The organism is Diaphorobacter sp. ED-3, from assembly GCF_027625375.1.
Taxonomy (GTDB): Bacteria; Pseudomonadota; Gammaproteobacteria; order Burkholderiales; family Burkholderiaceae_C; genus Diaphorobacter; species Diaphorobacter nitroreducens.
Genome location: NZ_CP115182.1, coordinates 3,439,614 through 3,455,638, shown reverse-complemented (window position 1 = coordinate 3,455,638; position 16,025 = coordinate 3,439,614). Strand labels below are relative to the sequence as shown.

The 16,025-nt window shown below is 67.1% G+C and carries 10 protein-coding genes; 9 read left to right on the top strand and 1 reads right to left on the bottom strand.

The features are described 5' to 3' along the window. The first annotated feature begins 1 nt into the window (after position 1). The 9 genes from PCQ86_RS16755 to PCQ86_RS16715 all read left to right on the top strand — a co-directional run bounded on the left by PCQ86_RS16755 (position 2) and on the right by PCQ86_RS16715 (position 14,667). Positions 2-2,266: a methyl-accepting chemotaxis protein gene (locus tag PCQ86_RS16755; protein WP_270174256.1), complete on the top strand. Its 2,265-nt coding sequence runs from the start codon at positions 2-4 to the stop codon at positions 2,264-2,266. A gap of 46 nt (positions 2,267-2,312) precedes the next feature. Then, complete coding sequence (locus PCQ86_RS16750; RefSeq protein ID WP_270174255.1) at positions 2,313-8,405, top strand: hybrid sensor histidine kinase/response regulator; 6,093 nt, start codon at positions 2,313-2,315, stop codon at positions 8,403-8,405. 125 nt (positions 8,406-8,530) lie between these two features. After that, a complete protein-coding gene (locus PCQ86_RS16745) occupies positions 8,531-9,130 on the top strand; it encodes a YqgE/AlgH family protein (protein WP_011806670.1) in 600 nt (199 codons plus the stop codon). After that, the gene (gene ruvX / locus PCQ86_RS16740) at positions 9,127-9,546 is read left to right on the top strand and encodes a Holliday junction resolvase RuvX (RefSeq protein ID WP_015914192.1); all 420 of its coding nucleotides are present in this window, start codon (positions 9,127-9,129) and stop codon (positions 9,544-9,546) included. The genes PCQ86_RS16745 and ruvX overlap by 4 nt, the downstream gene beginning before the upstream one ends. Next, complete coding sequence (gene pyrR / locus PCQ86_RS16735) at positions 9,543-10,076, top strand: bifunctional pyr operon transcriptional regulator/uracil phosphoribosyltransferase PyrR (protein ID WP_270174254.1); 534 nt, start codon at positions 9,543-9,545, stop codon at positions 10,074-10,076. Before ruvX ends, pyrR begins: the two co-directional genes overlap by 4 nt. A 2-nt stretch (positions 10,077-10,078) precedes the next feature. Beyond that, positions 10,079-11,041, top strand: a complete 963-nt coding sequence (locus PCQ86_RS16730; protein ID WP_011806667.1) for an aspartate carbamoyltransferase catalytic subunit — start codon at positions 10,079-10,081, stop codon at positions 11,039-11,041. Positions 11,042-11,254: 213 nt separating this feature from the next. Next, the gene (locus tag PCQ86_RS16725) at positions 11,255-12,550 is read left to right on the top strand and encodes a dihydroorotase (protein ID WP_011806666.1); all 1,296 of its coding nucleotides are present in this window, start codon (positions 11,255-11,257) and stop codon (positions 12,548-12,550) included. Positions 12,551-12,569: 19 nt separating this feature from the next. Continuing rightward, positions 12,570-13,310, top strand: a complete 741-nt coding sequence (locus PCQ86_RS16720; RefSeq protein WP_015914191.1) for a lysophospholipid acyltransferase family protein — start codon at positions 12,570-12,572, stop codon at positions 13,308-13,310. 130 nt (positions 13,311-13,440) lie between these two features. Further along, entirely contained in the window at positions 13,441-14,667 is a 1,227-nt protein-coding gene (locus tag PCQ86_RS16715) for a Yip1 family protein (protein WP_011806664.1), read from the top strand. Positions 14,668-14,710: 43 nt separating this feature from the next. Here the strand turns inward: PCQ86_RS16715 and PCQ86_RS16710 are convergent, their stop codons facing one another. Then, positions 14,711-15,787, bottom strand: coding sequence for an ABC transporter ATP-binding protein (locus PCQ86_RS16710; RefSeq protein ID WP_270174253.1), 1,077 nt, complete (start codon positions 15,785-15,787; stop codon positions 14,711-14,713). Positions 15,788-16,025: the final 238 nt, after the last annotated feature.

Here is a 16,025-nt window from a genome sequence, read left to right as displayed (position 1 = left end):
CATGTCCGTCGTCAATCCATTTGGAAAATTGTTTAACCGCAAGCCCGCCGACCCGGATGCTGAGCTGAACCCCACTGACTTGGCGCAGCACCCGACGGGCGGACTGCTTGCCGATGCGTACCAGACCGATGGCATGGCCAGCGTGCAGGGCGATCCCGGCGATGCGGCGCAATATCCCGAAGGGGAGTTTGCGGATGAAGACTTGGTCTCGCTGCCTCTGCTGGGCCGCGCAACCACTGCCGTCCACCAGCGCCGCCTGCTGATGCTGCTGGGTGTTGGCTTGGTGGTGCTCGCCTTGATTGCCGGCTGGGTGCTGCAGCAAGCCAACCGCTCGGCGCAGCAGCTGACGGCGACCGGCCAGTCGCTGATGCAGTCGCAGCGGCTTGCAAAGTCCGTGTCGCAGGCCTTGGTGGGCAGCCCCCAGGCCTTCCCCGACGTGGTGGAGAGCTCGGGCGTGCTGGCGCGCAACGTGCGCGCACTCAACGGCGGCGACAACGAACTGGATGTGCAGGCACTGGGCGAGCCTTTCCGCCCCGAACTGGATGCCATCACGCCGCTGGTGGAGCGTGCCGAGCGTAACGCGGGCGTGGTGATGGGGCAGCAAAAGATCCTGACGCAGGTGGGCGACGCTCTGCGTACCATCAACCGCCAGTCCTCGGACCTGCTGGAGATCGCGGAGACGGTCTCGTCCCTGAAGCTTCAGCAAAATGCGCCCGCCTCCGAGATTTCTGCCGCAGGCCAGCTCGTGATGTTGACCCAGCGTATCGGCAAGTCGGCTAACGAGTTCCAAACGACGGAGGGCGTGAGCCCTGAGGCGGTGTTCCTGCTCGGCAAGGACTTGAACTCCTTCAAGGAAATCGCACAGGGCATGCTGGACGGTAGCGCCGACCTCCGCCTGGCTGCCACCCGCGATGCCCAGACCCGCGAGCAACTGGAGTCGCTCATCAAGCTGTATGAGCAGACGCGTACACAAGCCGGCGCCATCCTGGGCAACCTCCAGGGTCTGGTGTCCGCACGTGAGGCGCAGTCGGCCATCCTGGCAGACAGCGAACCGCTGCGCCGTCAACTGGAAGGCCTGCAGAGCAAGCTGTCGGCACAATCGGGCATGGGTGCGGGCCAGTTCGCCGCGCTCGCCGTGGCCGGTATCTTCGTGCTGCTGTGCGGCGTGGGTATTTCGCGCGTGCAGCTGCTGGACAGCCGCAGCCGCCAAGCCACGGCCGAAGCACAGCAGCGTGATGCCAAGCGCCAGGAACAGGAAGCCAAGCGCATCAACGACGCCAACCAGGCGGCCATTCTGCGACTGATGAACGAACTGCAATCGGTCGCTGAAGGGGACCTGACGCAGGAAGCCACCGTGACGGAGGACATCACGGGCGCCATCGCCGACTCGGTGAACTACACGGTGGAAGAGCTCCGCCAGCTGGTGGGCAACGTGCAGAACACCGCGGCCCGGATGGCCCAGACCACCGCGCAGGTGGACAGCACCTCTACGGAACTGCTGGCGGCTTCGACCGAGCAGCTGCGTGAAATCCGTGAAACGGGCCGTTCGGTGCTCGAGATGGCAACGCGTATTAACGACGTGTCTTCGCAAGCGCAGGAATCCGCCTCGGTGGCCCGCCAGTCGCTGCAGGCCGCCGACCAGGGTCTGCAGGCCGTGCAAAACGCCATCGGTGGTATGAACGCCATCCGCGACCAGATCCAGGATACGTCCAAGCGCATCAAGCGCCTGGGCGAGTCATCCCAGGAGATTGGCGAAATCACCGAGCTGATCTCGGACATTACCGAGCAGACCAACGTGCTGGCTCTGAACGCGGCCATCCAGGCTGCCTCCGCCGGTGAAGCCGGTCGCGGCTTCTCGGTGGTGGCGGAAGAAGTGCAGCGTCTCGCGGAGCGCTCCGCAGACGCCACGCGCCAGATCTCGGCGCTCGTGAAGGCCATTCAGACCGACACCCAGGACGCGGTGGCCGCTATGGAGCGTTCCACCCAGGGCGTGGTGGAAGGAGCGCGTCTGTCGGACAGCGCAGGAACGGCGCTTTCGGAGATCGACCGCGTGTCGCGGCGGCTGGCCGAGCTGATTGAGCAGATCTCATCGTCAGCCTCCCGCGAAGCGGACCTCGCCAACGGCGTGGCAGACAACATCCAGCATATTTTTGCGGTGACGGAGCAGACCGGAGAAGGTACCCGTACGACTGCGCAGCAGGTGCGTGAACTGTCTCACGTGGCCGAGGAACTGCGCCAGTCGGTGGCGCGATTCAAGATTGCCTGACGTCTTCCATTAACGAACTTGCTCCGGATCAGCCGGGGACGAATCCATGTCATCTGTTGACGCCGCAAACGCACAGGGCGCCGATTGGGCCCAGGGCGAGCAGGATCTTGGGCCGCTCGCATGGGTGCTCGATGAACTGCGCAAATCCTTGGATGGTGCCGTCAAGGCCATGCGCCGTTTCGTGCGCGATGCCGAGATAGCGCGGGAGTCCGATCTCGCCTCACTGGACGCGGGGCCTTTGCGCATCGCACGCCAGCAACTCCACCAGGCCAGCGGCGCGCTGGAGATGGTGGGCATGGCGCCTCCGGCCCTGGTGTTGCGCGCCATGGAAACGGCGGTCCAGCGGTTCGTTCAGCGGCCGGAGACCTGCAGCGATGATGCAGCGGCCGTCATCGAGCGCGCCAGCTTTGCCTTGATCGAATACCTGGAGCATGTGCTCGCAGGCAAGTCCGTGTCGCCGGTGGCGCTGTTTCCCCAGTACCGCGAGGCGCAGACGCTGGCGGGGGGCGAGCGGGTGCATCCAGCGGACTTGTGGCCCGTGGAGCGGCGCTTCCATGATCCTGACGTGCCGGTTGCCGCTGCGCCGCTGCCCTATGGATCGGAAGCGCGTGCGCGGCTGGACAGCGCTGTACTGCGGCTGGTGAAGAATGCGGACCCGGGCGCCGCTGCAGACATGCAGACAACCTGCCTGGGCTTCGCTGCGGCGCAGACCGACCGCCAGGCTCGCGCTTTCTGGAAGATCTGTGCAGGCTTTTTCGAGGCGTTGGCGCAGCAGGCACTCAATCCGGACCTGTATGCCAAGCGCGTCGCTTCGCGCGTGCTGATGCAATACGCCACCCTGGCCAAGGGGGACACGGCGATCAGCGACCGTCTGGTGCAGGATCTTCTGTTCTTCTGCGCCCAGGCCGTGGTGCCTGCGACGGCGGATGCAGCTTCCCGCATGCCGGTACTGACGGCCGTGCGGCGCGCGTTTGATTTGAATCGCTACCAGCCGGTGGACTATGACCAGCCGCGCTTCGGTCTTTTCGACCCTGCCATTCTTGCGCAGGCGCGCAAGCGCATTGCCGCGGCCACGGAAACCTGGTCCGCACTTGCGGGTGGAGACCGCAACAAGCTCAAACCGGCAGCGGACCAGTTCAGCCTGGTGTGCGATTCATTGCGCAAACTGCACCCGGACAGCGAAAGCCTGGCACTGGCCCTGACGCGTGCCCTGGAGGCCACCACGCGGTCGGGCGAGCCTCCTTCGGCAGCGCTGGCCATGGAAGTGGCCACCTCTGTGCTGTATCTGCAGGCGTCCTTCGAGGAGCTGGATGCCGCCCAGCAGTACATGGCGGAGCGAGCTGCGCGGCTGTCCGAGCGACTGGACAGCGTGGTTGCCGGCGGGGAATCGCAGCCTCTTGAACCCTGGATGGAAGAGCTGTATCGCCGCGTCAGTGACCACCAGACCATGGGTAGCGTGGTCGGTGAACTGCGTGCGACTCTGGCAGAGGCAGAGAAGTCCATGGACCAGTTCTTCCGCAGCCCGGAAGACATGAGCCTGCTTGCCTCCGTGCCTGGCAGCTTGCAGCAGATGCGCGGCGTGCTGTCCGTGCTGGGACTGGATCAGGCCTCCTTGGCCGTGGTGCGCATGCGCGACACGGTCGAGCGCATGCTGACCAACGACCTGCCCGAGGAAGAGCGCCCGCAGGTTTTCGAGAAACTGGGCAACAGCCTAGGAGCGCTGGGCTTTCTCATCGACATGCTGAGCTATCAGCGTGCCATGGCGCGCAAGCTCTTCGTTTACGACGAAGAGCTGGGCGAGTTGCGTGTCCTCATGGGGCGGGCGCGTGCGCAACTGCCTCATCCGGGCGCGCATGATCAGGAAGCGCCAGCCGTGCCCGCGTTGGAGCTCCCATTCCCCGACGCACCCGAACCCGCGGCTGCGGCTGTGGTCGAGAGCGCCACGCCGTCTGCACTGGCGGACATTGATTTTTCGCTGCTTGACGTGGACGTGGCGACGTCGGAAGGCGCCGTTTCGGCGGTGGTCGCTCCGGAAGAGCCCGCGCTTCCAGTGGTTCCTTCGAGCAACGTCGCTGCCGCAGCCCTGCCGGAGGACGATGGCGAGGATGAACTGCTCGACATCTTCCTGGAAGAGGCGCGCGAAGTTGTCGCCACCGGCTTGTCGGCCATCGACGCGCTGCGTGCTGCACCGGGTGACCTGAGCGAGCAGACCACGCTGCGGCGGGCCTTCCATACCCTCAAGGGTAGCTCGCGCATGGTGGGACTGAACGAATTTGGTGAAGCCGCGTGGTCCATGGAGCAGACGCTCAATGCCTGGCTGGCCGAGCAAAAACCCATCAAGGAAGCGCTGCTGCAACTCTCCTCCGAGGCGTTGGGCGCCTTCGGTCGATGGGCCGATGACATCGCAGCAGGAGCTGCCGACCCGTGGAAGGCCGAAGCCTTCCGGGTTGCGGCGGATGCGATGCGCACGGATGGCACGCTGCTGCCACTGGGCGTGCCCTCCTCCGACTCCGCGGACACCACTGCGGTCGTGGCGCCGCAAGTGCCCGCAGAACCGCTGCTGCCTGACGAGCCCGTGTTGTCGGTGCCAGACCTTCCGGAGCCCGCGGCCGAACCACAAGCATTTGCCATTGAACCGCCTGCACCGCTCGAAGCGGTTGACGCCCACGCCAACGCTGCCGCGCTGGAGTTTGATCTGGTGCTGCCGGATGTCGACGTGCCGTCTCAGGACGCGACGGCGGGCCATGAGGAAGTGGGCGGCGACTTTGTCGACACCTTCATCGATGCGGATGAGGCCGACCAGGCCGTGTTGCCGGTGGAGGAGGTGCCCGCAGCTCCCGAGACGGTGACGGAGGAGGTGGATTTCTCCCTGTTCGAGGCTGCGCTGCAAGCCACCGATGCGCCAGCGCAGGAGGTCGGCCAACCCGCTTCAACAGTAGCGGCTGACACGGTGGCGGAGCCGGCGGATAACGCATCGGCGGTGCGGCAGGACGAGACATTCTTTATCGGCACGGATGGCGTCCAACCCGAGTTCATCCTGGACGAGGAGCCAGCGGCGGACGTACCGTCTGCGCAAGCCGCTGAAACCGCGGCTGGGACGGACGGTCCGGTGGAGGAAGCGGTCGACGAAGCGGTCAAGGTCATCGAGCACCTGCGCATCGGCATACCGCTGTACAACGTGTACCTCAACGAGGCCGACGAATGGTCGCGCCGCCTCGTGACTGCGTTGCAGGAATGGTCGCTGGAATTGCACCAGCCGCTGCCGGACAGCGCGGTGGCGTTGGCGCACTCGCTGGCAGGCAGCTCTGCCACTGTCGGGTTCTTGGCACTGTCCAATCTTGCGCGTACCCTGGAACATACGCTGCAGCATGTTCAACTGCTGCAGCAGGGTCTCCCCGAGCATGCGCAGGCATTCAACGCCGCTGCCGAGGACATCCGGAGGCTGCTGCACCAATTCGCCGCAGGCTTCCTGAAGGAGCCCAGCGCCTCGGTGCTGGAACAGCTCAACGAGATCCTGCAGACCGAAGTGATCAGCGGCATGGTGTCGCTGGAAGACCGTGCTTTCGCCGAGGCAGAGGCACAGGCACAGGCACAGGCATTTGAGACGCTGGAGCCGGCTCCGGCAACGCCTCAGGGCACCGCGCATGTGACCGCCGTCGACGAGCCGGCTGCCCCATCGCCCGTGGTGGCGCCTACGCTCCCCGTAGGCCACGACCGCGTGATTGGCGATACTGTCGCACCTGCCGTGTCGACCACCGTCGATATCGATGACGACATCGATGCGCTGGACAACATCGACCCCGATCTGTTTCCCATTTTCGAGGAAGAAGCGGTTGAACTGCTGCCCACGCTGGGTGGGGCGTTGCGCCAGTGGTCGTCGCGGCCGGAGAACCTGGGCGCACGCAGCGAACTGCTGCGCGCCCTGCACACCCTCAAGGGCAGTGCGCGCCTGGCAGGCGCGATGCGGCTTGGCGAAATGGCGCACCGCATGGAAACGGCCGTGGAGCAGATCGACACGGAAACCGTGGCGGCCGCAGACATTGAGCCCTTGCTGGTCAACTTCGACGCATTGCAGGCGAGTTTCGACGCACTGCGCGCAACTGGAGCGGAGCCGGCGGTACCGGCCGCTGAGCATGGACAGGACGCACAGGTGGTCCAATCCGCTCCCGCGCCAGGGCTTTCCCAGCCGCTCGCTCCGCCCGTTGCGTTGCGTGCGCCGTTGGGTGCAGTCCCTGCGCCGGCCCCCCTGCGTGCGGCAGGTGGGCATTCCGTGCGCGTACGTTCGCAGTTGCTCGACCGGCTGGTGAACCAGGCTGGCGAAGTGATGATCGCGCGTTCGCGGCTGGACGTGCGCATGTCGCAACTGCGCAGTTCGCTGACCGATTTGTCGGGCAACCTGGAGCGCCTGCGCCAGCAGTTGCGTGACATCGAGGTACAGGCGGAATCGCAGATGCAGTCCCGCTTGGCCCTGTCCAAGGACATGGCGGCGGGCTTCGATCCGCTGGAATTCGACCGATTCACCCGCGTTCAGGAACTGACGCGCATGATGGCGGAGTCGGTCAACGACGTGGCCACCGTGCAGCGCAACATGCAACGTGCGATGGAAGACGCCGAAGACGATCTGATCGCCCAGGGCCGGCAGGCACGTGAGTTGCAGCGCGACCTGCTGCGCACGCGCATGGTGGAGTTCGAGGGCATCTCGGAACGCCTCTATGCGGTGGTGCGCCAGGCATCCAAGGAAACCGGCAAGCAGATCAAGCTGGACATTTCGGGCGGTTCCATCGAAATGGACCGCGGTGTGCTGGACCGCATGACCCCTGCGTTCGAACACCTGCTGCGCAACTGCGTTGGGCACGGCATCGAGGAACCCGAGACGCGCGCTGCTGCCGGCAAGGCTCCTGTGGGCTCGATCTCCATCGACTTGCGGCACGAGGGCAACGACGTGTCGGTGGCGTTCCGCGACGACGGGGCAGGCCTGAACATCGCCCGCATCCGGGACAAGGCCGTGGCGCAAGGGTTGATTGCCCCCGATGCGCAGCTGAGCGATGGCGAGGCGGCCAACCTGATCTTCATGCCGGGCTTCTCCACGGCGTCGGAGATCACGGGCCTTTCCGGCCGTGGTATCGGCATGGACGTGGTGCGCTCGGAGGTGAATGCCCTGGGTGGCCGTATCGAGACCTCTACCGAGGCGGGCAAGGGAACGTCCTTCCGCATGGTGCTGCCGCTCACGACAGCGGTGACCCAGGTGGTGATGCTGCGCGCGGGCAACCTGACCATCGGCGTGCCAGCCAACCTGGTGGAGATCGTGCGCCGCAGTTCCGGCACGGAGCTCGACGCTGCCTACGCCAGCCATACCATCTCGGATGGCCTGGAGGATCTGCCCTTCTACTGGGCGGGTGCATTGCTCCAGTCGTCCTCGCGCAGCACGGAGGTCACGGGCAAGAGCCGCCCCGTGGTGATCCTGCGCAGCGCGTCTCAGCGCATCGCGATGCACGTGGACGAAGTGCTGGGCAACCAGGAAGTCGTGGTGAAGAACCTGGGGCCGCAGCTGTCGCGTCTGCCAGGCCTCGCGGGCATGTCCGTGCTGGCTTCGGGCGCCGTGGTGCTGATCTACAACCCGGTGGCGCTGGCCACGGTGTACGGCGACCAGGTGCGCGCGGCCACGCACGCACCGGCGGTGGACCAAGCCGGCGCGGTGGTGGCTGCCGAGGGCGGCACGCCCGCCGCTTCGCTGCTGGTGCCGGTGCAGCAGGTGCCGTTGATCCTGGTGGTGGACGACTCGATCACCGTGCGCCGCGTCACGCAGCGCCTGCTGCAGCGCGAAGGCTACCGAGTGGCCCTGGCGGCCGACGGCCTGCAGGCGCTGGAGCGCCTGCAGGAAGAGCGCCCCGCGGTCGTGTTGTCCGACATCGAGATGCCGCGCATGGACGGTTTTGACCTCGCGCGCAACATCCGCTCCGACGCTGCGCTGCAGGACCTGCCGATCATCATGATCACTTCGCGCATTGCGCAGAAGCACCGCGACCATGCGATGGAACTCGGCGTGAACCACTACCTGGGCAAGCCCTACTCCGACGAGGAGCTGATGAGCCTGGTGCGCCACTACGCCAGCCTGAACTCAGAGGCAGTGACCGCCTGACGGCGACGCAGTCCAGCGTCACCCAGGCCCGGCAGGCTGCACGCCTGCCGGGCCTTGTCTTTTGTGCACCGGGGCGATGCCCTCGGATAACGGGGCGATGCGGTGGTTGGCCGTAAAATTGCCGCATGCCTGCCGATACCGCGCCCATGAATCTGACGCACCACTTCCTGATCGCCATGCCGGGCGTGGAAGATGCCTCTTTTTCGCGCAGTGTGGTGTATTTGTGTGAGCACAGCGAGCGCGGCGCGCTGGGGTTGATCATCAACAAACCCACGCCTATCAGCCTGGAAGGGCTGTTCGAGAAGGTGGACCTGTCCCTCGGGCGAGAGGATCTCACGCTGCAGCCGGTATTCCAGGGCGGCCCGGTACAGACCGAGCGCGGCTTCGTGCTGCACGAGGCCATGCGCGGCCCGCAAGAGAGCGAGGACGAGTCGCCCTACGCCTCCACGATGACCATCCCCGGCGGGCTGGAAATGACCACTTCCAAGGATGTGCTGGAGGCGCTGGCCCATGGTGCGGGCCCACGGCGCGTCCTCGTGACGCTGGGCTACTCGGCCTGGGGCGAAGGCCAACTGGAGTCCGAATTGGCCGAGAACAGCTGGCTCACCGTGGGTGCGGACGTGTCGGTCATCTTCGAAACGCCTGTGCAAGAGCGCTATGACCGTGCACTGGGGTTGCTGGGCCTGCAGTCGTGGATGCTGTCGCCCGAAGCGGGGCATGCATGAGCGGCCAGCCTGCTCCAGCCGTCGTCCCCGCGCATTTCCAATCCTTTCTGGCTTTCGATTACGGGCTCAAGCGCACCGGCGTCGCCGTGGGTACGCGCATGCTGCGCAGCGCCACGCCCCAGGGCACGATCCGCGCGGAGGGCGATGCCCGCTTCGCCCAGGTGGCCGAGCGCATCCGCGAGTGGCAGCCCGATGCCCTGGTGGTGGGCGTGCCGCTGCATCCCGACGGGGCTGCCCATGAGAACACCGCCCGTGCGCTCAAGTTCGCGCGCCAGCTGCGCGGGCGCTTCGGCCTGCCGGTCTTCGAGGTTGACGAGCGCTACAGCACCACCGAGGCCCTTTCTGCGGGCGCGGCTGATGCCGACGCCGCGTCGGCCTGCATCATCCTGGAACAGTTTTTGAGGAACCTGCCATGAGTTCTGCTACGACCCCGCCGGGTGCCACGCGCCCGGGCCATCTCACGCTGGATGCCGAGGCGCTGTACGCCGAGCTGCTGCGCGGCGTGCGCATGCTGCGCGAATCTGACACTTACTTGGCGGGCATCGCCTCGGGCGGCGCTTGGCTGGCCGAGCGTCTGCAAAAGGACCTTAGCTTGCCGGGCCAGGCCGGGGTGCTGTCGTCCGCCATGCACCGCGACGATTTCTCCCAGCGGGGCCTGGCCTCCAGCGCGCAGACCACGCTGCCGTTCGACGTGAATGGCGCGGACATCCTGGTGCTGGACGATGTGCTCTACACCGGCCGCACCATCCGCGCCGTACTCAATGAGCTGTTCGACTACGGCCGCCCGGCGCGCGTGCGCCTGGCGGTGCTGGTGGACCGCGGCGGCCGCGAGCTGCCGGTGGCCGCCGAGTTCGCTGCGGCGCGCGTGGCGCTGCCGCCCACGCAATCGCTGGCACTGGCCCGCAGCGAGGCCGGCGCTTTCCATTTCGACGTCAAAGAGGTCTGACGGTGCTGTACAAGCGCAACCCCCAACTCAACAAGAACGGCGAGCTGATCCACCTGCTGTCGATCGAGGGCCTGCCCAAGGACATCGTCACGCACATCCTGGACACGGCCACCAACTTCGTCAGCGTCCAGGAGCGCGAGGTCAAGAAGGTGCCGCTGCTGCGCGGCAAGAGCGTGTTCAACCTGTTCTTCGAGAACAGCACGCGCACGCGCACCACGTTCGAGATCGCGGCCAAGCGCCTGTCGGCCGACGTGTTCAATCTGGATATCGCGCGCAGCTCCACCGCCAAGGGCGAGACGCTGCTGGACACCATCGACAACCTGAGCGCCATGGCGGCGGACATCTTCGTCGTGCGCCACAGCGAATCGGGCGCGCCCTACCTGATCGCACAGCATGTGGCACCGCACGTGCACGTGGTGAACGCAGGGGACGGCCGGCACTCGCACCCCACGCAGGGGCTGCTGGACATGTACACCATCCGCCACTACAAGAAGGACTTCTCCAACCTCACGGTGGCCATCGTGGGCGACGTGCTGCATTCGCGCGTGGCGCGATCGGACATCCATGCCCTGACCACTCTGGGCGCAGCCGAGGTGCGCGTGGTGGGCCCACGCACGCTGGTGCCTTCCGACATGGCGCAGATGGGCGTGCGGGTGTTCCACAACCTGGAGGAAGGCATCAAAGGCTGCGACGTGGTCATCACACTGCGCCTGCAGAACGAGCGCATGAGCGGTGCGCTGCTGCCTTCCAGCCAAGAGTACTTCAAGAGCTTCGGACTCACGCCCGAGAAGCTGCGGCTGGCCAAACCCGATGCCATCGTCATGCACCCGGGCCCCATCAACCGCGGCGTGGAGATCGACTCCGCCGTGGTGGACGGTCCGCAGGCCGTGATCCTGCCGCAGGTCACCTTCGGCATCGCGGTGCGCATGGCGGTCATGTCCATCGTGGCAGGGAATGAAGCATGACCTCGCTGAGCCGCTTCGCGCAATCCCCCCCGGGGGACGCCGCGAACGCGGCGGGGCGGCCCTTGCACGGTGGCCCTGACCTGGGTTGCCCCAGTTTCATGGGGTGTGGGTGGCGCACGGCGCCATGGATCACCCGGATGACTCATTTGCTATTGTTTTGATAGCTGCTAGCGCTTGTGGGACGGGCGCTAACGGCCAATTTGGCTTAGAACCATGAAAATCCTCATCCAGAACGGCCGCGTCATCGACCCCGCCAGCGGCCTCGACAAGGTGTGCAACGTGGCGCTGGCCGCGGGCCGCATCATCGCGGTGGACCGCGAGCCCCAGGGTTTCACGCCCACCCGCGTGATCGATGCCAGCGGCTGCCTGGTGCTGCCGGGTCTGGTGGACCTGGCGGCGCGCCTGCGCGAGCCGGGGCATGAGCATGAGGGCATGCTGGAATCCGAGATGGCGGCGGCCGTCGCGGGTGGCGTGACCAGCCTGGTCTGCCCGCCCGACACCGACCCGGTGCTCGACGAGCCTGGTCTGGTGCAGATGCTCAAGTTCCGCGCCGAGAAGCTGCACCAGGCGCGGCTGTTCCCGTTGGGCGCAGTCACGCGCGGGCTGGCCGGCGAGGTGCTGACCGAGATGGCCGAGCTGACGGAGTCCGGCTGCGTGGGCTTCAGCCAGGCCGAGGTGCCGCTGACCAGCACCCAGGTGCTGCAGCGCGCGCTGCAGTACGCCGCGACCTACGGCTACACCGTCTGGCTGCGCCCGCAGGAACTGCACCTGGGCAAGGGCGTGGCCGCCAGCGGCCCCCTGGCCACACGGTTGGGCCTGTCGGGCGTGCCCGTGGCGGCGGAGACGATTGCACTGCACACCATCTTCGAGTTGCTCAAAACCACGGGCGCGCGCGTGCACCTGTGCCGCCTGTCCAGCAGCGCGGGGGTGGATCTGGTGCGGCAGGCCAAGGCGGCCGGCCTGCCGGTGAGCTGCGACGTGAGCATCAACTCGCTCATGCTCACCGATGCGGACATCGGCTACTTCGACAGCCGCGCGCGCCTCACGCCGCCGCTGCGCCAGCAGCGCGACCGCGATGCGCTGGCCGCGGCGCTGCTGGATGGCACCATCGACGCGTTGGTGTCCGACCACACGCCTGTGGACGAGGATGCCAAAGCTTTGCCATTTGCCGAGGCCGAGCCCGGCGCGACGGGGCTGGAGTTGCTTCTGTCCGTGGCGCTCAAGTGGTCGCAGGAAGGCGGCGCGCCGCTGCAGCGTGCGCTGGCCGTGGTCACCGCAGAGCCCGCGCGGGTGCTGGGCACGTCGCTGGGCACGCTGCAGGCCAGCGTGGGCCGCATTATCGAAGGCGGGGTGGGCGACCTGTGCGTGCTGGACCCTGCGGCGCATTGGACCGTGCAGGCCGACGCACTGGCCAGCCAGGGCAAGCACACGCCGTTCTCGACCTATGAACTGCCGGGCCGGGTGCGCTGCACGCTGGTGGGCGGCCAAGTCGCGTTCGAGCGCGGCTGAGCGACGCCGGCACACGCACATGCTGCGGGGATTACGGGCCTGCTGGCGGGTGTTGCGGCTGGTGCTGCACGCTGCACAGGGGCTGCTCGTGGTGGCGTTGCGCTTCCCACGCCTATCGGTGGAGCAGCAGCAGGCGCGGGTGCAGGCGTGGGCGCTGGGCCTGCTGGCCTGCGCGGGGGTCACGCTGGAGGTGCGCGGCACCCCGCCGAGCCAGGGGCCGGTGCTGCTGGTGGCCAACCATCTGTCCTGGCTCGACATCCCGGTGATGCATGCGGCGCGCTACTGCCGCTTCATCTCCAAGTCCGACGTGCAGGCTTGGCCCATCGTCGGCACGCTCGCCACGGCAGCGGGCACGCTGTACATCGAGCGCGCGTCGCGGCGCGATGCCCTGCGCATGGTGGGCAGCATGCGGGATGCCCTGTTGCGGGGCGAAATACTCGCGGTGTTTCCCGAAGGCACGACCGGCGACGGGCGCACGCTGCTGCCCTTTCACCCCAACCTGCTGCAGGCTGCACTGCAGGCGGACGTGCCCGTGCAGCCCATCGGCCTGCGCTTCGTGGACCGCGCAAGCGGCCAGACCACCCACGCCCCGAGCTATATCGGCGACGAAACGCTGGTGGGCTCCATCTGGCGCACGCTCACCGCGCCGCCCATCACGGCGGTGGCGCATTTCGGCATGCCCGAGCGTGCGCAGGGGCGCGACCGCCGGGTGTGGGGCCAGGCATTGCATGCCGCAGTGGACGATCTGCGCCAACGCTGAATAGCCTCCTGCTGTCGCCAAAAGTGCACATGTGTGTGCAACGGGGCTGTAACGGTCTGTTTACATCCATCGCATCGACATGCGCCTGCAGTATGGTGCGCCTCTTTGCCAATAACCGAGGGAGGGATGCATGCAACTGATGGAGCGCGTGAAGGGGATTTTGCTCAAGCCCCGCGAGACCTGGGCCGCCATTGATGGAGAGCCTGCCGATACGGCACGCCTGTTCACGGGCTACCTGATGATCCTCGCGGCCATTCCGGCCGTCTGCGGATTCATCGGCATGTCGCTGATCGGCATGGGAGGCTTTGGCTTCAGCATGCGCGTGCCGGTGCTCGCCGGGCTTGCCAACATGGCCGTGTCCTATGTGTTGAGCCTGGTCGGCGTGTATGTGCTGGCCCTGGTCATCAATGCGTTGGCACCCACGTTCGGCGGCACCCAGAACCAGGGACAGGCGCTCAAGGTCGCGGTCTACGCCAGCACGGCCGCCATGCTGGGCGGCGTGTTCAGCCTGTTGCCGGCGCTGGCCATCCTGGGCCTGGTGGCGGCGCTGTATTCGCTGTACCTGCTGTACCTGGGGCTGCCGCTGCTGATGCGCAGCCCGGCTGCGCGCGCCGTGCCCTATACGGCGGTGGTCGTGGTGGTGGCCATCGTGCTGGGCATCGTCATTGCGGCCATCGGTTCGCTGTTCATGCCGCATGGCCCCGCCATGTGGGGCAGTGCGGGCGGCCCGGCCGTGGTCATCGACACGCCGCGTGGGCAGGTCACGCTGGACACCGCCAAGCTGGAAGAGGCCGGCAAGAAGATGGAAGAGGCTGCCCGCCGTATGGAGCAGGCGCACAAGAGCGGCGATACCCAACAGATGACCGAAGCCGCAGGGCAGGCGATGGCGGCGGCCATGGGAGGTGCCAAGCACCAGACGGTGGGGGTCGATGCGCTCAAGGCCGCGCTGCCCGCCAAGCTGGGATCGCTGGAACGCACCAGCTATGAGGTCCACGACGGCGCTGCCACAGGCCTGCCGACCAGCCAGGCGGAGGCCGAGTACGGCAACGGTGACAAGGTTGTGCGCATTTCGGTCGTGGATGCGGGTGCATTCGGCCAGTTGGCCCAACTGGCGGGCATGGTGCAGGGCGAGCGCGAGAGCGACGGCATCGTGGAAAAGACCTGGCAGGAGAATGGCCGCACGTTGCACCACAGCTACGCCAAGGACGGCAGCCAGGCGGAACTGCGCGCGGTGCTCAAGAACGGCGTGGTGGTCACGGTGGAGGCAGAGAACCTGCCGTTGAAGGACGTACAGGGCTTCATGGGCCAGATCGACCTGGCCGCGCTGGAGAACCTGCCGCGCAAGGACAAGTCTTGAGCCTGGCGCCCCCCGACGGCAGGGGCGCTTGAGGGGGCCGCGGTCAGCGTGCGGCGTTCTCCCGTGCGAACGCCACCACGTGGTCGACCTGCGTGCGGATGCCGATCCATTCGCCCATGGCATGGTCATGGTGGCTGGGCACGTGGGCCATCACGGTGAGGCCGTTGGCCAGTTCCAGCGTGTACAGAAATTCCGAGCCGCGGAAGGCCTTGCGCACGATGCGCGCCCGCACGGGTGAGCTGTCGTCATGCACCACGTCGTCGGCACGCAGCAGCACGTCGCATTCGCCGCCGGGGTAGCTTGCCGGCAGCAGGCAGCCGTCGATGTCGGTCAGGTCGCCCAGCGGGGTGCGCGCCACCACATGGCTGCCCTGCTGCACCAGCGTGGCGGGGGCGAACACGCCATGGCCGATGAAGTCGGCCACGAAGCGCGTGGCGGGGCGGTGGTAGAGGGAGTAGGCATCGTCCCACTGGTGCAGGTGGCCGCCCTCCAGCACGCCGATGCGGTCGCCGATGGCGAAGGCCTCCAACTGGTCGTGCGTGACGAACAGTGCCGTGGCGCCGGCGGTCTTGAGGATGCTGCGCACCTCGTGGGCCAGTCGCTCGCGCAAGTCCACATCCAGATTGGAAAACGGCTCGTCCAGCAGCATCAGCCGCGGGCGCGGTGCCAACGCGCGCGCCAATGCCACGCGCTGCTGCTGGCCGCCCGAGAGCTCGTGCGGAAAGCGCGCCTCGCTGCCCTCCAGACCCACCAGAGCCAGGGACTCGCGCACGCGTTCGGCCTGCTCCGCGCGGGGGAGTGCGTGGATGCCGAAGGCCACGTTGCGCCCGACGCTGAGGTGCGGAAACAGCGCATAGTCCTGGAACACCATGCCCATGCGCCGCTGCTCGGGGGGCATGCTGCGCCCCGGTGCGCCCACCACCTCGCCCCCCAGGCGGATGGCTCCTTCGGTGACGGGTTCCAGCCCCGCCACCGCGCGCAGCAGGGTGGTCTTGCCGCAGCCCGAGGGGCCGATGAGCACACCGATCTCGCCGGCGGCCAGGCCCAGGGTCACGCCGCGCACGGCGGCTTGCGGGCGGTTGGCGTACCGCACTTCCAATTGAGACACTTCCAGAAACATGGCGTGAGTTTAGGGCGTGTCCTGCCCTGAATGACCCCACGCCACAGCGCCGTACTGCGCAGGCGTGGCCCCGCGCTGCGCCGCCTGGGCGCGCCGCCCCAGGGCCCACATGCCGGCGGGGGCGCGGCCGACCTGCGGCCCGCGGTTGCGTAGAATTGTTCCCATTTGCATCACAGCCGCCACGGTTCACCAGGCAGGCGGTGGATGCGCTCTCTTCGCCTTGCACCTCGCTACCGGC